15 protein-coding genes and 2 CRISPR repeat arrays (1 of these 17 running past the window's edge) are annotated in these 19126 nt (G+C 72.6%); of the genes, 13 read left to right on the plus strand and 2 right to left on the minus strand.

The window, feature by feature from the left end:
- A CRISPR array of direct repeats spans positions 1-1054; the repeat unit is 29 nt (it extends 1477 nt beyond the left edge of the window).
- Between the two features lie 512 nt (positions 1055-1566).
- The 10 genes from ACZ7JZ_RS33385 to ACZ7JZ_RS33430 all read left to right on the plus strand — a co-directional run bounded on the left by ACZ7JZ_RS33385 (position 1567) and on the right by ACZ7JZ_RS33430 (position 11879).
- Positions 1567-2208 (plus strand): HAD family hydrolase, encoded by a 642-nt coding sequence (locus tag ACZ7JZ_RS33385; protein ID WP_470946191.1) that lies wholly within the window; start codon positions 1567-1569, stop codon positions 2206-2208.
- Positions 2209-2246: 38 nt separating this feature from the next.
- A complete protein-coding gene (locus ACZ7JZ_RS33390; RefSeq protein ID WP_470946193.1) occupies positions 2247-2597 on the plus strand; it encodes a helix-turn-helix domain-containing protein in 351 nt (116 codons plus the stop codon).
- Between the two features lie 97 nt (positions 2598-2694).
- Positions 2695-4737: direct repeats of the CRISPR family, unit length 29 nt; unit sequence CGGAGCATCCCCGCGGGCGCGGGGTCGAC.
- A 1157-nt stretch (positions 4738-5894) separates the two neighbouring features.
- Positions 5895-6476 carry an SAF domain-containing protein gene (locus ACZ7JZ_RS33395; RefSeq protein ID WP_470946228.1) on the plus strand — a complete coding sequence of 194 codons (582 nt, stop codon included), beginning with the start codon at positions 5895-5897 and terminating at the stop codon, positions 6474-6476.
- A gap of 1 nt (position 6477) precedes the next feature.
- Entirely contained in the window at positions 6478-7290 is an 813-nt protein-coding gene (locus tag ACZ7JZ_RS33400; protein WP_470946195.1) for a hypothetical protein, read from the plus strand.
- Entirely contained in the window at positions 7280-8806 is a 1527-nt protein-coding gene (locus tag ACZ7JZ_RS33405) for a CpaF family protein (protein WP_470946198.1), read from the plus strand. The genes ACZ7JZ_RS33400 and ACZ7JZ_RS33405 overlap by 11 nt, the downstream gene beginning before the upstream one ends.
- Before the next feature lie 11 nt (positions 8807-8817).
- Positions 8818-9750 (plus strand): type II secretion system F family protein, encoded by a 933-nt coding sequence (locus ACZ7JZ_RS33410; protein WP_470946231.1) that lies wholly within the window; start codon positions 8818-8820, stop codon positions 9748-9750.
- A complete protein-coding gene (locus ACZ7JZ_RS33415; protein ID WP_470946201.1) occupies positions 9747-10625 on the plus strand; it encodes a type II secretion system F family protein in 879 nt (292 codons plus the stop codon). Before ACZ7JZ_RS33410 ends, ACZ7JZ_RS33415 begins: the two co-directional genes overlap by 4 nt.
- Positions 10626-10669: 44 nt before the next feature.
- Complete coding sequence (locus ACZ7JZ_RS33420; protein WP_470946203.1) at positions 10670-10885, plus strand: hypothetical protein; 216 nt, start codon at positions 10670-10672, stop codon at positions 10883-10885.
- A 35-nt stretch (positions 10886-10920) separates the two neighbouring features.
- Positions 10921-11352: a TadE family protein gene (locus ACZ7JZ_RS33425; RefSeq protein WP_470946205.1), complete on the plus strand. Its 432-nt coding sequence runs from the start codon at positions 10921-10923 to the stop codon at positions 11350-11352.
- Positions 11349-11879 (plus strand): TadE/TadG family type IV pilus assembly protein, encoded by a 531-nt coding sequence (locus tag ACZ7JZ_RS33430; protein WP_470946207.1) that lies wholly within the window; start codon positions 11349-11351, stop codon positions 11877-11879. Before ACZ7JZ_RS33425 ends, ACZ7JZ_RS33430 begins: the two co-directional genes overlap by 4 nt.
- Before the next feature lie 20 nt (positions 11880-11899).
- Here the strand turns inward: ACZ7JZ_RS33430 and ACZ7JZ_RS33435 are convergent, their stop codons facing one another.
- Entirely contained in the window at positions 11900-12235 is a 336-nt protein-coding gene (locus ACZ7JZ_RS33435; protein ID WP_470946210.1) for a hypothetical protein, read from the minus strand.
- A 33-nt stretch (positions 12236-12268) separates the two neighbouring features.
- Complete coding sequence (locus tag ACZ7JZ_RS33440) at positions 12269-12802, minus strand: DUF4262 domain-containing protein (RefSeq protein WP_470946213.1); 534 nt, start codon at positions 12800-12802, stop codon at positions 12269-12271.
- A gap of 150 nt (positions 12803-12952) precedes the next feature.
- On the opposite strand from ACZ7JZ_RS33440, the gene ACZ7JZ_RS33445 reads away from it, so the two are divergent.
- The 3 genes from ACZ7JZ_RS33445 (at position 12953) to ACZ7JZ_RS33455 (ending at position 19054) form a co-directional block, all read left to right on the plus strand.
- Positions 12953-13405: a hypothetical protein gene (locus tag ACZ7JZ_RS33445; RefSeq protein ID WP_470946214.1), complete on the plus strand. Its 453-nt coding sequence runs from the start codon at positions 12953-12955 to the stop codon at positions 13403-13405.
- 34 nt (positions 13406-13439) lie between these two features.
- On the plus strand, positions 13440-16763 hold the full coding sequence (locus ACZ7JZ_RS33450) for a LysM peptidoglycan-binding domain-containing protein (protein WP_470946215.1): 3324 nt from the start codon (positions 13440-13442) through the stop codon (positions 16761-16763).
- A 1700-nt stretch (positions 16764-18463) separates the two neighbouring features.
- Complete coding sequence (locus ACZ7JZ_RS33455; protein ID WP_470946217.1) at positions 18464-19054, plus strand: methyltransferase domain-containing protein; 591 nt, start codon at positions 18464-18466, stop codon at positions 19052-19054.
- The last annotated feature ends 72 nt before the right edge of the window (positions 19055-19126 follow it).

The raw sequence follows: 19126 nt of genomic DNA on the forward strand, positions 1-19126 counted from the left end.
GCGGGCGCGGGTTCGACGCGACACGGCAGCCGCCGTCCTCACCTCTCTGCGGAGCATCCCCGCGGGCGCGGGTTCGACATCAGGCTGGCCGTCGCCTCGTTGCCGGTGTGCGGAGCATCCCCGCGGGCGCGGGTTCGACGTCGTCACAGCCGTGCGCGCGCGTGAGTTCCGAGGAGCATCCCCGCGGGCGCGGGTTCGACTGGATGCCCGGCAACAACTTCGTCCTCCCGGCCGGAGCATCCCCGCGGGCGCGGGTTCGACAGAGGTCGGCCCGGGGCCGGACGGCCCCGGGCCGGAGCATCCCCGCGGGCGCGGGTTCGACCCGCCCGCGAACACCGCGCACCCCCCGCCGGGCGGAGCATCCCCGCGGGCGCGGGTTCGACGCGAGGCCGGTTCGCCAGCTCCCCGAACGGCACGGAGCATCCCCGCGGGCGCGGGTTCGACGCAATCTCCGCGGCCTGCTCGGCCGCCGACTGCGGAGCATCCCCGCGGGCGCGGGTTCGACCAGAGGTAGGCGCTCTTCTGGCGGCGCTTGGCCGGAGCATCCCCGCGGGCGCGGGTTCGACCCCCACTCACCGCCGACCAGTTCCTGGCAGCGCGGAGCATCCCCGCGGGCGCGGGTTCGACGGCACGCCCCGGAAGCAGTTCAGGGAGATTCGCGGAGCATCCCCGCGGGCGCGGGTTCGACGGCGACGAAAAGCGCACCCAGCGCCATGGACCCGGAGCATCCCCGCGGGCGCGGGTTCGACCGGAAGTGCGTGCACCAGGGGAGCGGCGCCTCCGGAGCATCCCCGCGGGCGCGGGTTCGACCGGCTGCACGGGCTCGACACCGGCCGGCCGGACGGAGCATCCCCGCGGGCGCGGGTTCGACCAGGAATGTGTAGCGGGTGCCCACGGACAGCTCGGAGCATCCCCGCGGGCGCGGGTTCGACTCGAATCCGACAATGGACGCGCCGGAACTTCCGGGAGCATCCCCGCGGGCGCGGGTTCGACGACGTCCGCGCGAACCTTCAGGGGAGCGCCTGCGGAGCATCCCCGCGGGCGCGGGTTCGACACTTGTTGAGCTGGCACTTTGCCAGAGGATCAGGCCGATTTCATTCAGTTGCATTCGCCCCGCTCCTTGAACAGGCAACCGGCAAGTTGACTGTTGGAGGCTGGCGGGAAACGCGTCCATGCCGGACAAGGTACAGGCCCCAGCGGAGCGAAATGGCCCAGGGTCAGACGCAACTGCACACGGCTTCCCACCCAGCGTCACCGCCAGATCGGCGGTCCGCGGAGCATCCTCGCGAGCGCGGTACCGGTTGACCTCACCGATCCCGTCCAGGCCGCCCACGGATTCGGCCGACGCTCACCGGGTTCGTTGGGCTCGCCCCCGGGCCCGAACGACGCCCGCGCATCCGCCTGACCAGCAGCACGTCCTGGGCGACTACTTCGGCAACGAACCCGACCAGCCACAAACGGCGATGTCATCCCCGCGGGCGCAAGGTCGGATTCCAGAACCCCGCCCACCGCGCCCTTCGGGCGGGAGGGGGCGGCTTCGCGTGTCCGTGACTCTACTCTGTGCAAGTGATCCGTACCGTGGTGCTGGACGTAGGCGAGACCCTGACCCGCGATGACCGCTACTGGGCGGCTTGGGCCGACTGGCTCGGTGTGCCGCGGCATACCCTGTCCGCGCTCGTGGGCGCTGTCGTCGTCGACGGCCGCGACAACGCCGACGCGCTCCGACTGCTCCGCCCCGGGATCGACGTGGGTGCGGAGTATGCGGCCCGAGAAGCGGCCGGCGGTGGCGAGCAGCTGGATGAGTCCGACCTGTACGACGACGTGCGGCCCGCCCTCGCAGCGGTACGAGCAGCCGGAGCCCGGGTGGTCGTCGCGGGCAATCAATCCCCCAAGGCGGGCAAGCTCTTGCGCGCGCTCGATCTGCCCGCCGACCTGGTGTGCACGTCCGGAGAATGGGGGGTTGCGAAGCCTGATCGTGCTTTCTTCACCCGGGTGTTGGAGGTGTCCGGCTCGGCCCCCGCGGCGACCCTGTACGTCGGTGACCACCCGCAGAACGATGTGCTCCCGGCCTCGGCCGCCGGTCTGCGGACCGCACATCTACGTCGCGGGCCGTGGGGGTTCTGGTGGGCCGACGATCCGGCCGTGCGTGCGGCTGCGGACTGGTCGATCGATTCGCTGCACGACCTCGTCGGCATCGTGAAGTCGTAGGCCCCACCGGAGGGTTCGCGGCGCGGTACGGTGCGCGGATGGCCGAGCACATCGGGCAGCGCATCGCCGCGCGGCGCCGGAGCCGACGCATGACGCAGGCCGATCTGGCCCGCGAGTCCCACGTATCCCTCCCGATGGTGAAGGGCATCGAACGGGGCGTCCGTACGCCCTCCCCGGTAGTGCTGGAGGCGCTGGCGTCCGCCCTCGGTGTGGACGCCTCCCGTCTCGACCCCTCGTACGCAGGCACACACCACCGGGTCCACGCCGCCTTGCCTCGGATCTCCGCGGCCATCGCGGGGTACGACATCCCGCTCGACCCGCCCTCGTGCCGGGCCGCGCAGCTGAGGGCGGCGGTAGGAAGGCAAGGGCGCACCGGTTCCTGGAGGTGAACGCGCCGACCGAACACACGGCTACCGAATTCGCGGGACTCTGTACAAGGACCGGCTCACCGCTCTACGCACCGAGCGGTGAACTACTTGGGGCACGGGGAGCATCCCCGCGGGCGCGGGGTCGACCCGGCCAGGTGCCGGTCGATACTCGACGGCGCCGGAGCATCCCCGCGGGCGCGGGGTCGACTTCGACACCCGTAGCAGCTGAAGGGCCTGTTCCGGAGCATCCCCGCGGGCACGGGGTCGACGTAGGGGCAGGCGGTGCACCGGTAGTTGGTGGCGGAGCATCCCCGCGGGCGCGGGGTCGACATGGTGCGGCACTCAACGAGGTCGTCCCTCGCCGGAGCATCCCCGTGGGCGCGGGGTCGACCGCACCGACGTGGACGGCGAGGGCGACGTCGGCGGAGCATCCCCGCGGGCGCGGGGTCGACAGGCGCGCGATCTCCTTCACGCGGTCCTCGTTCGGAGCATCCCCGCGGGCGCGGGGTCGACCAGGTCGCGGTACACGGCGGCTGCGTACTCGGCGGAGCATCCCCGCGGGCGCGGGGTCGACAAGGATGTACCTTGGCGCTCCCATTGATGTACCGGAGCATCCCCGCGGGCGCGGGGTCGACAGGTCCAGCTCGGCGCCGGCCTGCAGCTTCGTCGGAGTATCCCCGCGGGCGCGGGGTCGACCCGAAGGTCGGGAAGATCCACTTTTCCAGCTCCGGAGCATCCCCGCGGGCGCGGGGTCGACTCCGGGTCACATCCTGTCTGGATCGGCCCGCGAGGAGCATCCCCGCGGGCGCGGGGTCGACGTCGCCCCGGGGACACGCCGGATCGCGTTGATCGGAGCATCCCCGCGGGCGCGGGGTCGACCCCGCGGGGCGGGCGGCGACTGGCTTGCGCGGCGGAGCATCCCCGCGGGCGCGGGGTCGACCACTTCGCCAGCCAAGGCCTGCGCCTCCACGGCGGAGCATCCCCGCGGGCGCGGGGTCGACCTGATCGCCGAGGAGCTCTGGTACCAGGAGGCAGGAGCATCCCCGCGGGCGCGGGGTCGACTTGCCGCCGGACTGCGTCGCTCCGGCGTCCGCCGGAGCATCCCCGCGGGCGCGGGGTCGACTCGAGGAGGGGGACATCCGTGGTGTCCCCTCCGGGAGCATCCCCGCGGGCGCGGGGTCGACTGCCGGCGGGCGAGCCTCATGCTCGCGACCAGCGGAGCATCCCCGCGGGCGCGGGGTCGACCAGTCGATCGAGACCCCCGACATGGGAGACGACGGAGCATCCCCGCGGGCGCGGGGTCGACCCCCTCTGACCTGCGGTGGACGAAGATTTTCCCGGAGCATCCCCGCGGGCGCGGGGTCGACGGATCGCCAACCAGAAACAGCGCCGCGACCGCCGGAGCATCCCCGCGGGCGCGGGGTCGACCGCGGCCCGCGAGCCAGGCCTGAGCGGTCGGCCGGAGCATCCCCGCGGGCGCGGGGTCGACCTCCGAAATATCGATCGGCTTCGCCAGGTAGTAGGAGCATCCCCGCGGGCGCGGGGTCGACTACTCGCCCTCCTCCAACAGGCGCGCCGCCCCCGGAGCATCCCCGCGGGCGCGGGGTCGACTACTCGCCCTCCTCCAACAGGCGCGCCGCCCCCGGAGCATCCCCGCGGGCGCGGGGTCGACCATTCCAGAGATTTGGCAACCAGCCGCCGCGACGGAGCATCCCCGCGGGCGCGGGGTCGACTCCGCGACCGCCGCCGCCTTCGCGGCCTCCGCCGGAGCATCCCCGCGGGCGCGGGGTCGACACCGCGGCCGACACGGTGCCCTTGCCGGACCCCGGAGCATCCCCGCGGGCGCGGGGTCGACGGAGTAGCAGACTCCCACTGAGCCTCAGTCACCGGAGCATCCCCGCGGGCGCGGGGTCGACGGCCGGTGGCCGGCGAGGAGGAGGTGTACGCGGCGGAGCATCCCCGCGGGCGCGGGGTCGACAGCTCCTGCATCCGGGGAGCGTCCGCCCGCGCCGGAGCATCCCCGCGGGCGCGGGGTCGACGCGGCTGACGACTGCCAGGCCCCGGAAGGCCGCGGAGCATCCCCGCGGGCGCGGGGTCGACCCAGTCGAAGAAGCGGTCACCCTCGCCCGGGAGGGAGCATCCCCGCGGGCGCGGGGTCGACACTTCCTGAGCTGCAGGTTTGTCAGCCGAGGCTGCCGTTTTCATTCAGTTGATTTCGGTGCACTCGCTGGACTGCCTTCCGGCGAACTGTTGGAGCCTGGGGAAAAGCCCCGTCCATGGCTGCCACGGTACAGCCCAGGTCGGGCTGCGGCCGCCCGTGGCTGATGCCATCGGCGCCGGACCCCTCTCAGGGACGGCCCCACCGGCCCGTCACAGCCGAAGGCGGGGCGATGAGGAGTCCCGGTTCGTACGGGTGGTGTCGGGGGCCGTCAGCGCGGGGGCTCCACCGGTGAAGGCGAGTTCAGGCGCAAGGTCCCGGGTCGTTCGCGGTCCCGTCTGACGGCCGTGCCATGGGGCGCAGTTCCGCCCCTTGCCGGGCCTTGAGGCCGCCCGGTCGCCGCTCAAGTCACGGCGGCACCTAGTTGCATCTCTTGCCCGCAAGCGAATAGCGAACATCTCACAAGGGATCAGATGTACGACAACCCGCACCTTCGGTAGCGCATACAGGGCATTACTGGAGCAAAAACGAGCCAAAGTACAAGAGCTTCACCACCTCCGCCAGCGACCTCCAGGACAGCCAGAAGAGGCCATTCACCTGGTGCTACATCGAGTTGAGAGATCACAAACTACGTCCACTCGAACAGACTGTGGACTCGTTATGCAGTAAAACAAGCCTCGCATCCACGGGGTCTCGGAAGGATCTGCACGTTCATGCCGCGTGGTTCCGACTACGATCCACCGCAGATCAATTTGGTTGCAAACGCGATTTCATGCGGAGCTGGAGGGTGGGGGCTGCCTGCCCGGCGAGCAGTTGGGGAGGGCGCCGTGAGGGACCCTCTTCCGCTCGTGCGTCCCGTTCTGCCCTGTCTCACGGCGTAATCGGGGCAGCGGTGGGCGCAGGGGCAGCGCTCTGTTGCGGATGATTGTGGTGGCGCGGTGGAGGTGTGCGTCACGTCGGGATTCGTCCGTGAACTGCAGTCGTGTGGGGGCCGGTTGGCGTACGGATTCACTTCGTTTCGGGAGGCGTCGCACGTGGGCACTACGATCTCGCCGGGGCCGGGTTCGGCGGCCGCTCCGTGGCCCGGGGCTTCCGCCACGGCGCCCGCGGCTGCACCCCGGGTGTTGCGGCAGCGCCGTCGGCGACCCGGCTTGATCGCCGTGTCGGTCGCGCTGATCTGTGCGGGAGGCCTGTCGGGCGCGCTGCTGTTCACCGCGTCCGGTGAGCGGACGGCCGTCCTGGTGGTGGCCAGGGACGTGCCGGTGGGCGCTGCCATTACGGGCGGCGACCTGGCGGTGGCGTCGCTGGCGCTGGACCCCGCAGTCAAGGCCGTCCCGGCCTCGCAGAAGGCCCGGGTGGTCGGGCAGCGGGCTGCTGTCGGCCTTACGGCCGGCGGGCTGTTGTCGCCGTCGCAGGTTACTGCCGAGTCCCTGGTGGAGGCGGGCGAGCAGCTGGTGGGGGTGGCCCTCAAGCCGTCGCAGCTGCCGGCCAGTCCGCTCTCGCCCGGGCAGGAGGTCCTGATCGTGTCGACGCCCGGGCCGGCGGCCGCGGACGGGGGGCGGGTGGAGGAGGATCTGGTCCCCGCCACGGTGGCGGCCAGGGTCGTGGCCGTCGGGCCGCCGGCCCCGGCCACCGGGATGGTCGTCGTGGACGTGGCGGTACCCGTAGGCACCGGGCCCTCGCTGGCCGCCCAGGTCGCCACCGGGGCGGTTGCGCTCATCGTCGCTGCGCGGGAGGGCTGACATGGCGGTCATTGCACTCGCCGGCGGGCTGGGAGCGCCGGGCGCCACCACGGCGGCGATGGCGCTGTTGATGGCGTGGCCGCTCGCCGAGGGGCGGCGGGTGGTGCTTGCGGAGGCCGATCCGGACGGTGGGGCGGTGCTGCCCGGGGCGCTGCAGGGGACGCTGGACAATGCGTACGGGTTGCGCAACCTCGCTGTGGCGGGCCGTCAGGGCCAGTTGGACGAGGCGTTCTGGCGGCAGCTGGTCGATGTGACCGATGCGGTGAGTCGGGACCGGCTGGTGCTGCCGGGGATCTACGACCCGTCGCACGCCTCGGCGCTGGAGCCGGTGTGGGCGCCGCTGGCCGAGTTGTTCGCCGGGATCGAGGAGCAGGGCTTCGACGTCCTGGTCGACCTCGGCCGCCGGGGAGCGATGGCGGGTGGCGCCGCGGTCGTCAAGCGGGCTGACGCGGTGCTGCTGGTGGCCCGGAACACGCTGCGCGGCCTGCAGGGCGCGCAGGTCCGGCTGCGCGCCCTGCAGGGGGCCGTCGGGGCAGGCTCGCCGGTCGGTGTGCTCCTGGTCGACGAGGGCCCGTACGCGAAGGAGGACGTCCGCAGGCATCTCGGAGCGCCGGTGACCGCGGTGCTGCCCTGGCGGCCCGCGGAAGCCTCGGTGCTCTCCGACGGGGCTGAGGCGCCGAGGCGGTTCGAGTCGGGTGAGCTGATGCGGGCGGCCCGGTCGGCGACCGTACGGGTGCAGGAGCTGGTGCTGGTCCGCCGCTCCCTCCTCGCCCCGCCGGGCGCGGTGCTGGAGGGTGCGGCCGGTGCGCGCTAACCCCCTGCACGGCAACCCTCTGGTCCACGACACCACCCTCCAGGCCCGCCTCGCCGCCCCCTGGACCGCCCAGGCCCCCCGTACGGGGCACGCGGACCCGCGGCAGGTGCTCACCGCGCCCGCCACCAGGCCCTCAGGCGCGGCCGCCGTCGACTACGCCGCGGTCCGCCTCATCAAGAAGGAAGTCGGCGAGCGGCTGACCGACCTGTTGCGCAGCCAGCCGGGCCTCGGGGTGGCAGCGCAGGAGCAGCAGGGCCGGCACCTGATCAACCAGCAGGTGGCGGTGTGGTCGGACGCCGAGGCCGTCAAGCGCGGGGCGGCGACGTCGCAGGCCGAGGACGCCGCGGTCGCGCAGGCCGTGTTCGACCTGCAGTTCCGGGCGGGGCGTCTGCAGCAGCACCTCGACAACCCTGCCGTGGAGAACATCTTCATCAACGGTCACGCGGACACGTGGCTCGACTTCACCGACGGGCGGCGCGTCCAGGTGGCGCCGGTTGCCGATTCCGACGAGGAGCTGCGGGAGCTGCTGCGGGACCTGGCGCGGCGTACGACGGGTCAGTCCGAGCGGTCTTTGTCGACGGCGGACCCGTTCCTGGCGCTCCGGCTGTCCGACGGGTCGCGTCTGCAGGCCGTCATCGACGTCACGCCCGGTACGTACGTGACGATCCGCCGGCACACCATGCAGCACGCCGACCTCCCCCAGCTCGTCGGGCGGGGAATGCTGGACACGACGCTGGAGGCCTTCCTGCGGGCCTGCGTGCGCGCGGAGAAGAACGTGATGGTCGTCGGCGGGCAGGCCGCCGGGAAGACCACGCTGCTGCGGGCGCTGCTGCGGGAGATCGATCCGGACGAGCGGTTCGCGACGCTGGAGACCGAGTACGAGCTGTTCGCCCATGAGAACGGCCACCACCGGCAGGTCGTGCCGATGGAGGCCCGCGAGTCCAACGGCGAGGTCGTCGCCGGGCACGCCGCCGGCGAGATCACGCTGATGGACCTGATGTACCGGGCGCTGCGGATGACGCTCACGCGGATTGTGGTCGGCGAGGTCCGGGGGCCGGAGATCGTGGCGATGCTGCAGGCGATGACCAACGGGGCCGGCGGCAACCTGTGCACCCTCCACGCCATCCACCCGTCGGTGGTGTTCGACCGGATCGCCGAGCTCTACCTCCTCGCCCAGGCCAACATGTCCGAGCAGCTCGCCTACCGGCAGGCCGCGAACGGACTCCACTTCATCGTGTTCGTCTCCTCCGTCGACGAGACGAAGATCGGCGGGCACCGGCACCGGTTCGTCTCCCACGTCCTGGAGGTCACCGGCATCGGCGAAGGCGGCCGCCCCGAGACCAACCTCGTCTTCGGGCCGCGCCCGGAGTGGGGCGAGCCGCGGGCCGTACCCCTCATGCACCCGCGGTGCATCAACGACCTGCGGCGCGCCGGCTTCAACCCAGAGCTCCTGAACGCGGCCGACGGTGCCTGGCAGGCGCGGCTGCCGCTGCTCGTTGCGGAGGCGGCCCTGTGACGACGCTCCTGCTGTGGGTGGTGTGCGGGATTGCCGTCGCCGCCGGGCTCGTCGGGCTGGCCGCCGGGATCGCCGGCACCACCCGGCCCGCCGGGCCGTCCCTGACCGCGCGGCTCCGGGCCGGGCGCCAACTGGCGTCCCGGGATGCCGCGATGGCGCGCCGTACGCGCCTGGTCGCCGGCACGGTGGCCGGGATCGGGGTGTGGCTGATCACCGGCGTGTTCATCGGCGGGGCCCTGGTGCTCCTGGCGGTGGTCGGCGTTCCCTGGCTGCTGGCCCCCACCAGGTCCGCGGCGGCGCGGATCGGGAAGCTTGAGGCCCTCGGGGACTGGACCCAGCGCCTGGCCAACGTGCTCCGGCTCGGGCGCGGGCTGGACGAGGCGCTGCAGATCTCCCGCAAGGGCTGCCCCGACGACATCGCCGACGAGGTCGGCGAGTTGGTGGACCGGCTGCAGGTCGGCTGGCGGCCCACCGAAGCCCTGCGCCTGTTCGGCGACGCGCTCTTCGACGTGACCGCGGACAAGGTGGTGGCTGCGCTCGTACTGTCCGCGGCCGACCGCGGGCCGGGCCTGGCCCAGGCGCTCGACGACCTCGCGGAGTCCGTGCACGAAGAGGTGGCGCGGCGCAGGGCGATCGAGGCGGACCGCGCGAAGCCGAGGACCACGATGCGGTGGATGACGGTCATCACCCTCGGTGTCGTCGCCGCCGGGTTCCTCATCCCCTCCTACACCGCCCCGTACGGAACCCTGCTGGGACAGCTGGTCCTCGCCGTGCTGACAGCCGGGTTCGTCGGCGTCCTCGCCCTGATGCGGCAGATCGCCGACGTCAAGCCCGTACCCCGCTTCCTGGTTGCCGACCCCCGCAGTGCAGTGACCCCCGATCCGGTTCCCGGCGGCGAACGGGACGAAGTGCAGGACCAAGAGGCTTTGGAGGTACGCGGATGACCGCCGTGGCCGCGATCATGGCCGGGGCCGCAATCGGTGCGGGTGCCGCGCTGCTGATCAGTGAAGTGCTGCGCCCGGCGCCCGCGCTCGGTCCGGCGCTGCGCCGGCTCAACGAGCCCGCGCCCGTACGGGCTGAGGGTCCGGTGAGCCGAGACGAGCAGTGGGGGCAGTGGCTGCTGGACCGCCTCGCCGACCTGCCCGGCGTCCGCATCCCCCACAAGGACCTCGCGCTGACCGGCTCAACGCCGGCGCGGTTCGTCCTGACGAAGGTGGCGCTGGCCGGGGCCGGGCTGCTGCTGCCTCCGCTGTCCACAATCCCGCTGCTGCTGCTCGGCCTGCCGCTCTACCTCCCGGCGATCGTCGGGATCCTCGCCGCGGTGGTGCTGTGGTTCGCCCCCGACCTCGCGCTGCGGGACAAGGCCCGGCGGGCCCGGGCCGAGTTCGCGCACGCCATGGCCGCCTACCTCGACCTCGTTGCGCTGCGCCGGGCCGGGAACGTGTCCGCCGAGCAGGCCATGGAGCAGGCAGCCCTCGTCGGGCAGGGGTGGGCGTTCCAGCGGATCCAGGGTGCTCTGGCCCGCTCCAGGGTGGACAAGGTCCCGCACTGGGAGTCCCTCGCCCGCCTGACGGCCGAGCTCGACCTGCCCGTCCTGGACGACCTCGCCGCGATCATGCGGCAGTCCTCCGACGACGGCGCCGCCGTCTACACCACCCTGCGCTCCCGCGCGAGGAACCTCCGCACCGAACTGCTCTCCGCCCAGGCCGCAGAGGCGAACGCCGACAGCGAGAAGATGACCGCCCCCGGCGCACTCCTCGCCGTCCTCGTCATGCTCCTGATCGCCTTCCCCTCCATCATCCGCATGCTCCACACCTGATCCACACCCCCAGCAACCAGACGTCCCGAAGGAGTCCCACGACCATGCTCCACGAGCTCGCCGCCAAGGCCGCCGTCGCCGCCTCCGCCATCACCGGGTGGGTCAAGTCCCGCATCGAGCAGGGCGGCGACACCGACCGCGGCGACATCTCCATCACCACCATCATCATCTGGGTCGCCGCCACCGCAGGCGCCCTCGCCATCGCAGGAACCATCGCCGTGGTCGTGACGAAGTACAACGGCAAGCTCTCCGGCATCTAGACAGCCGGTCAACACGGGGAAGGGGAAGGAGCGGGGTGGCGCAGCGATTCAGCCGGCCAGGGCCGGGGAGCCGGTGGGGCATCCGGCGCACCCGGTCCGGTGACCGGGGGGAGTCGTCGATCCAGATGGCGATCGTGTTCCCGTTCGTCATCCTCGTCACGGCCCTGGTGGTGCAGGCCTCGATGTGGGTGTACGCCCGCAACGTCGCCCTGACCGCGGCCCGCGAAGGCGCCGCAGCCGCCCGCGCCTACCAGGCCACCGACGGCGCGGGTGCGGCCCGGGCCCGGGAGACCCTCGGGCGGGTCGCCGGCGACAGCCTCACCGGCAGCACCGTCAGCACTTCCGGCACCGTCACCGAAGTCCGCGTCACCGTGACCGGGTACGCCCCCTCCCTGATCCCCGGCGTGTCCGGACTGCACGTCTCCCAGTCGGCGTCCGCACCCCGCGAACGGTGGACCACCCCGTGAGCGCGCGCGGCAACAGGTTCCTCGGTGGGTGGCGCATGCTCTGCCGGGCGGGGGACGACCGGGGGAGCGAGACGATCGCCGCGGCGGTCGTCACCCCTCTGGTCCTGATGCTGCTGTGCACGGCCGTCGCGGGCGGCCGGATCGTGACTTCCGGGTCGAAGATCGACGCAGCCGCCCAGGACTCCGCCCGCGCCGCCTCCCTCGCCCGTATGCAGGGGGCCGCGCAGAGCGCGGCGGCAGCGGCTGCTGCCCGCTCCCTGGCCGGGCGGGGCCTGCACTGCACGCAGACGTCTACGAGCGTGGATGTCTCCGGGATGGCGGCACCGCTCGGGCAGGCCGGAACGGTCACCGTCACCATCTCCTGCACCGTCCCGCTGTCGGACCTGCTGCTGCCCGGGGCGCCGGGCAGCAAGACGCTGACCAGCACGTTCACATCCATCGTCGACGCATACCGATCAAGAGCTCTTGGGTTCGCGACTTCTGAACGGCAGTGGAGTACGAACCGAAGCAGGGAGGCCGTGCAGTGAGCGGGCGCGAATGCTTGGGTTCACGCTCCGCGCGTCGCGCGATTCCGCGATCCCTCTCGGCAGGCTGCTCGTGCTGTGAGCCAGATTGCCTCGAACTCTTCGAGGGTGAGGTGGTACGGCTCGTGTCCCTCCCACTCCTGGAGGGGCACCTCTGCCGTGCCGCCGAATATCAACTCGTAGTCGGCGAGCGTTCCGGCCTGCTGAGCAGCTTGCCACTCGGCCAGGGAGGCCGCGGCGATCGGCTTCTCGTCGGGGCCTTGGAGTTCGATCTGGCGGGTGACCCAGCCCTCGGCGTCGACCTCGAAATAGAACCAGGTGTCTTCCTCGGGCCAGTAGCTGCGGAACCAGTGCCTCATGCCGTCATTGTCCGCGACAGGCCCGCCGTGGCCTCACAGGTCCTGCGTCCATACGCCGACGGGGTGTTCGTCGGGGCGCAGGTCCAGTCGTGGTTGGTGGCTCAGGAGCGCTTCCCCGCCGGGCTGCCAGGGGAAGGCTCCGTCGCGGTGGGGCCAGACGACCTGGAGGAAGGGGAAGGGCGGCTTGCGGTAGTAGGTGACCGCGGTTCCGAAGAACGCCCTGTACCAGCGGTAGTCGACGGCTCTGAGCGCGACGGGGACGGTTGCGACGTCATGCCGTTCCTGGCCGGCGTCCAACGGCTGTCCGTCAACAGCCTTGCGTGCGAGGTCGTTGAGGATCGTCTGCATCAGGCGGACGTCCAGGCCGAACATCGCGACCTCGGGCATCCGGTGGCTGTGCCACAGGCCGGTGGTGTAGGCCCAGCCGGGCCCGTGACTATCAGCGGGAATCATCGTGACCTGCCAGCCGTACTGCTCGATGGCCTCGGCAGTCGACCGGGTACGGAGATCCAGTCCGTCGGCGTCCCGGCGGAGGATGCAGTGACAGGCGGTGCGACCTGCGGGCACAGCCGTGAGGGTACGCGAGCGCCTCGGCCTCCATCTCGGCGGGACCGGCCAGAACCAGAGGGCGGTGGACGTCGAGCCGAGGTCGTCTACGGCTGCGGTGGTGCCGGGACCGCCGAACCCACGACTCTCCCGCAAGGGAAGGAGCTGATCATGCAGATGCCGGCACTGCGTAGGCGGTGGCTGCGCCGCCTACCCACGGGGCGGGATGCGGGCGGCGTCGCCGTCTACACCGCGGTGGTGACCGTGGCCCTGCTGGGCATCATCGGGCTGGCCGTCGACGGCGCGGGCAGGCTACGGGCCACCGAACGCGCCGACGCCGTCGCCATGGAAGCCGCCCGCGCCGGCGGACAGGCCCTCGACGCCGCCCGCGCCGTCATGGGCGACGGCGCCCGCGCCGACCCGCATACCGGGGTGGCAGCAGCCCGCGGCTACCTCGCCCGAGCAGGCGCCACCGGCAGCGTCGCCGTGTCCGCGGACGGCACCCGGCTGTCCGTGACCGTCCGCGACACCTACCCCACCACGTTCCTCGCCGTCGCCGGAATCGGTTCGCTGACAGTGTCCGGGCACGGAAGCGCGCGCCTCCTCCACGGCACACCCCAATAGCCCCTCGCCCACACTCTCCAAGGGATGACCGCTCATGCCGAACAGCAAGGCCCGGGCCGCGGCCCGTCCGGCGCGCAGCCGTGCCGGAACCGCCGCCGCCACCCTGCGCGCACTGGCCGGCCTCACCGTCCTCGCCACCCTGCTGGCCGGACTGCCCGTGCTGCTGTGGTGGGCCACCACCCAGGTCGGCCCGTCCGGACTGGCCGCCCTGTCGCACCTGCTGTCGACCGAGGACTCGGGGCAGGTGTTCCTCCTGGCCCTCGCCGCCGCCGGCTGGGCGGGCTGGGGCATGTTCGCGTGCGCGGTGGTGGTCGAGATCCCCGCGCAGCTGCGGGGGCGAGCAGCCCCGCAGATCCGGGGCCTGGCCGGCCAGCGCACGGCCGCGGCGCTCGTCGGCGCGGTCCTGCTGGCCCTGCCGGCCGGTACCGCCATCGCTTCGCCGACGCCCTCCCACGCCGCACCGGCTGCAGCCTCTGCGTCCGTGCAGAGCGGGACCATGCGCGCGGCCGCGGAAACTCGCCCCGCGAGTGGCGGCCGGGATGCGGCGGCAGCCACGGCCACACATACGGTGGCGGATGCGAAGCCGGCCGAGAGCCTGTGGTCGATCGCCGAAGCCCGCCTGGGCGACGGCGCACGCTGGGGCGACATCGCCGCCCTCAACGAGGGCCGGGATATGGGCGACGGCCTGACCTTCCACGCCGACCAGCCGATCCAGCCCGGCTGGGTGCTCCACCTCCCCCGCGACTCCCGCCCCCACGCCGACGACGGCACCACCACGCACCAGGGCACGGGCCCCGGTGCGGCGGGTACGAGCACGTACACGGTCCGTGAGGGCGACAGCCTGTCCCACATCGCCGAGTCGCAGCTCGGCGATGCGGAGCGGCACGGCGAGGTCTTCGAGCTGAACCGGGGCAGCGCCCTGCCCGACGGCGGTACGTTCACCAACCCCGACCTCATCCACCCCGGGCAGAACCTCCTCCTGCCCACGCCCCACGCGGCCGCGCCCGCCCCGCCGCCTCAGGAGGAAGAGGTGGGAGCGGAGGAGGAACACACCGTTCCGGAAGCAGCCGCGGTGCCGAAGCCGTCGGCAGAGGTCTCGCCCGCGCCGACAGCGTCCGTCCCCGCCCAACCGGCTCCCGCGCCGACTACGTCTCTGCCCGCCCAGTCCCCACCGGCCGCTCCCATCAACACGGCCGCGCCACCGGCAGGGCCCTGGACCCCGCAGGCAGTGCCGTCGGCCGAGGCCGCGCTCGCCGTAGAACCGCAGGCTGCCAGCCGCTTCAACCTCGCGCTCGTCGCGGGTACCGGAACGCTGCTGGCCGCATCGCTCACCTCCGCCCTCGCCGTACGGCGCATCCTCCAGCAGCGCCGCCGACGCGCAGGGCAGACCATCGCCCAGGACCCCGACCCCACCGACACCGAGCAGGTCCTGGCCGCCGGCGGCGAGCCCGGCGGGGTGGCGTTCCTGGACCGCGTGCTGCGTACGCTCGCACGCCAGGCCGCCGACACAGGCCGCGACCTTCCCCCGCTGCGCGGGGCCCGCCTCGGCGCGGACGGCATCACACTGCTCCTCGACGAGCCCGCCGAGCCGATCGCCCCCTTCACCGCAGGCCCCACACCCCGCACCTGGGTGCTCGACCCGGACGAGGACATCCCCCAGCCCGACGCCCTCGGGGACGCCTCGGCCCCGTACCCCGGCCTCGTCACCCTCGGGGCGAACGACCAGGGCCTGGTCCTCGCCGACCTCATGACGCACCGGGTCCTCCTCCTCGACGGCACCGGCGACGAAGTTCTCGAAGTCGCGCGGGCCCTGGCGCTGGAGCTCGGCACGTGCCCGTGGACCGACTACACCGAAATCCTCACCACCGGCCTCGGCACCCGCCTCGCCGGCCTCCTCCCCCGAGGCCGCATCCGCAGCACGCCCCACCTGCCCGCAGTCGCTGCCGACTTGGGCGAGCTGATGCTCGAAGCCCACCAGAACGGCGGGCAGGTCCTGCCGTGGCTGGCCGTCGCCGCCGGGGAGCTGGACGAGGAGCATCTCGTCCAGCTCGCCGACGCACTCGCCGCAGGCCGCACCCTCCAGGCCGCGGTCGTCCTCCCCGCGTCGGACCCAGCCCGCCGCTGCTTCCCCCACGCCGAAGTCCTGGGCGTTGCCCGCGGGGACGCTGCCGACGTGAGCGGCCTGGAGACCGCTGTCGACCTCCAGCGCATCACCGACGAGCAGTATCGGCAGTACGTCCACGCCCTGCAGGTCTCCACCGAAGACCCCTCCCCCGCTGAACAGCCCTGGGACCACGCCGAATCCCACGACCACCCGGCCGGCAGCGGAGTAGCGGTGACCGTACGCACCCTCGGCGACGGAGCCTTCGACCCCGGCAACCCCTTCCCCGCCCTCCTACCCGTACAGACCGATGGCAGGAACGCCCCTGAGGCGGGAACTGCAGAGGAGTCCGGCAAACGGCTCTCTGCAGGCCATGCGCAGACCGACCCGGGCCAGCCTCCAGCCGGGCCCGCAACCAACACCCCGCCGCCAACACCCGCGCCCCGGGCAGCCGCACACCCCGACGGCCCCAGGCCTGCAGCCGGGTTACCGGGGCCCGGACGCACGGCCCGGATCTCCCTGCTGGGTCCGCTGCACATCGAGGGCGGACCCGACGGCGCGCACAGCAACCGCACCACCCTCCTCGCCGCCTACATCCACCTGCGGCCCGGACGGAGCGCTGAGGCCCTGTGCCGGGCTATGGACCCGGCGAAGCCCTGGACCACCCGCACCCTCCACTCCCGCATCTCCGAACTCCGCAACGTGATCGGAGACCACGCAGACGGGCAGCCGCTCCTCCCCCGCCCCAAGAGCGGGGCCGGCTACCGCTTCCACGAGGCCGTCACCTCCGACTGGCAGGAGTTCCAACAGCTCGCCGTACGAGGCCTGGCCACCGGCCCGCAGGCCGGAACAGCCCACCTCGAAGCCGCCATGGCCCTCGTACGGGGAAAGCCCTTCGCAGGCCGCACCCACCCGTGGGCGGACCCCGTCGTCCAGGAGATCCAGGCACGGATCACCGACACCGCGCACACCCTCGCCCGCTGGCACACCGACGGACCCCACCCCGACCCCGACGCAGCACGCCGCACCGTACTCAAGGCCCTCGAGGTCGAGGAGACCTCCGAAGTCCTCTACCGCGACCTACTCATGATCGAACGGGCCACCGGAAACAACGCTGGGGTCCGACGGACCGTCGCCCTCCTCCAACACATGGCACGCGCCTACGACATCACCCTCGACCCCGCCACGCACGACACCATCAACCACGCCCTCACCAACACCCCCACCGACCCAACGGCCCGTCCAGCAAACGTCTGAACTGCCAGGGAAAGACGCCGGTCGGCACACCGCCCGTGGTTGCGGTGTCCTGAACCGCTACGGATGGTCCCATCCGTACGTCATCAAACCGCTCCCGCGCGGCCGCACAGGAGGTGAACGGCCGCCGAGCCGCATGGCCCTCAGCCCCACCAACCCAAGCGGGCCACGTCCCGCAGGAAGGGCTCTGGAGCGGCTCGCCTCACGACTCTTGCAGGTCTGGGCCTGGCCAGACATGGGGCCCGCCGTTGCGGAGGAAGTCTTCGAGCCTGTCGGCGGACCTCGCAGTGTCAGGAAGCGCCGTCCACGACGGTACCGTCGGGGACCTGGTCGATGGTGACGCCGGAACGTCCCCGCGGGCGCGGGGTCGACGCGAGCACGTCCGCGTGCCGCTCACCGATCCGCGGAGCATCCCCGCGGGCGCGGGGTCGACAGCCGTTCCCTCGCCGTGCTGGTGCGGCACCACGGAGCATCCCCGCGGGCGCGGGGGTCGACGCCGCATGGCGGGACGTCGGGGTCGTCCCACTGCGGAGCATCCCCGCGGGCACGGGGTCGACCAGCTGTGGATCCCCAACGTCGGAGGCCTCGGCGGAGCATCCCCGCGGGCGCGGGGTCGACATCAAGCGCGCCGTCGGCCTCGTCAAGGACGCCGGAGCATCCCCGCGGGCGCGGGGTCGACTCGGCGGATGCCGTGCAGGATGCGGTGAACGCGGGAGCATCCCCGCGGGCGCGGGGTCGACGGCAACCCGGTCAGTGAGCGGGCGAATCAGCGGCGGAGCATCCCCGCGGGCGCGGGGTCGACCAGATCCAGGCCGGCGACCTCGTCACCTCCAACGGAGCATCCCCGCGGGCGCGGGGTCGACCCCTTGCTGAGCTGGTGCTTTGTCAGCGGAGCAGGCTGACTTCATTTAGTTGCATTCGCGGCTCTCCTTGAACTGCCACCCGGCAAGTTGGTTGTTGGAGGCTCACGGGAAGCGTCCATGCCGGACAAGGTACAGCCCGGCATGCCCACGGAGCGAAGGTACACGGCGCACCTGCACCTGGCCTCCCGGCACGGCCTCATCGCCAGAGGGGCTGTCCACGGCCGCCACGGATCCAGGTTGTCCCCACCGGCCCCTCCAGGTCCGCCCACCGTACGGCCGGCGCTTGCCGGGTGCGTTGCTCGAACCCCCGGTCCCGCACGGCACCTGCCGATCGTTTCGGCAGCTGACCCGCCAGCCGTGACCCGGTGACGCCCTGCACCCACGAATTCGCCGTGCTCATCGTCGCCGGCATTCCCAGCACGGCGTCGGCCCCGGCCCTCGCAGCCCCGTCAGCAGAAATCCGCCGCCCGTATGGGACGTCTGGTCGCCAGCGCGGACACCTGCTTCAGGTCCGGGTATGGAGTCTTCCGCCCGGCTGTGGGCAGCCGGCTGCCAGCCGGTCGTGCACCCCCGTGGGCACCATCCCACAACGGGGGAGGAGCAGAGCGATGAGTCGATACGAGTGGGCCACGGCCGGCACCGGCGGCCAGCACGGCGGAGGCGAGGGCGGTGGCGAGGGGGCCGGCACCCGGGGCAGCCGTGGACGCCACCGCAGGACCCGCCGAACCCGGACGGTTCCACCCCTCTCGGCGACGGGACGCACCGAAAGTGATCTCCGAGGCAGATCCGGACCGACCCGGCCGCAAGGAGTTGGGGCGGTTCCTGAGTGATACGCGGGCGATGTCCGCGGACTGGGCTGAGGCCTTCGCCGCCGTGGACCGGGCCGTGTTCCTGCCCGACCTGATGTGGCCGTTCGACATCGCGCGGCAGAGCAGCGTCGGCGTGGACCGCCTGCAGGACGCCGATGCGTGGTGCGACGCTGCTGACAGCAACAGCCCGATCGTCACGCAGTGGGACGACGGCCGACACCGCGGCCGCGAGCCGGGCGCGGTGTCCACGTCCTCTTCGTCGATGCCGTCTGTCGTCTACTCCCTGCTGCAGGACCTGCTGGTGGAGGAGGGGATGACCGTGCTGGACGTGGGTACGGGCACGGGTGAGACGGCCGGGCTGCTCGCGCACCGGCTGGGCAGCAGGAACGTGGCCACCATCGATGTGGACCCCGCGGTGTCGGCCCACGCCCGCACCCGGCTCACCGCCCTCGGGCTGTCCCCGCAGGCCGTCGTCGGGGACGGGTTCGCCGGCCACGCGGCCGGCGGTCCGTACGATCGCATCATCGCCACGGTCGGCGTGCGGGAGTTCCCCCGCGCGTGGGTGGAACAGACCCGGAGCGGGGGTCTGATCGTCGCCCGGGACTGCTGCGTGATCGGGTGACAGTTGGGGTTTACGCAGCGAGTGCTGTGTGAGGGGCCATGATGGTTTCGTACTCGACGGGCGTCAATCGGC

Source organism: Streptomyces sp. NPDC038213, from assembly GCF_055600495.1.

What these genes read in the sequence shown, in the direction of transcription:
- ACZ7JZ_RS33390 (WP_470946193.1), top strand. Translation starts at nt 2,247, where the DNA reads ATGGCCGAGCACATCGGGCAGCGCATCGCCGCGCGGCGCCGGAGCCGA.
- ACZ7JZ_RS33400 (WP_470946195.1), top strand. Translation starts at nt 6,478, where the DNA reads ATGGCGGTCATTGCACTCGCCGGCGGGCTGGGAGCGCCGGGCGCCACC.
- ACZ7JZ_RS33415 (WP_470946201.1), top strand. Translation starts at nt 9,747, where the DNA reads ATGACCGCCGTGGCCGCGATCATGGCCGGGGCCGCAATCGGTGCGGGT.
- ACZ7JZ_RS33420 (WP_470946203.1), top strand. Translation starts at nt 10,670, where the DNA reads ATGCTCCACGAGCTCGCCGCCAAGGCCGCCGTCGCCGCCTCCGCCATC.
- ACZ7JZ_RS33435 (WP_470946210.1), bottom strand. Translation starts at nt 12,235, where the DNA reads ATGAGGCACTGGTTCCGCAGCTACTGGCCCGAGGAAGACACCTGGTTC.
- ACZ7JZ_RS33445 (WP_470946214.1), top strand. Translation starts at nt 12,953, where the DNA reads ATGCAGATGCCGGCACTGCGTAGGCGGTGGCTGCGCCGCCTACCCACG.
- ACZ7JZ_RS33450 (WP_470946215.1), top strand. Translation starts at nt 13,440, where the DNA reads ATGCCGAACAGCAAGGCCCGGGCCGCGGCCCGTCCGGCGCGCAGCCGT.
- ACZ7JZ_RS33455 (WP_470946217.1), top strand. Translation starts at nt 18,464, where the DNA reads ATGTCCGCGGACTGGGCTGAGGCCTTCGCCGCCGTGGACCGGGCCGTG.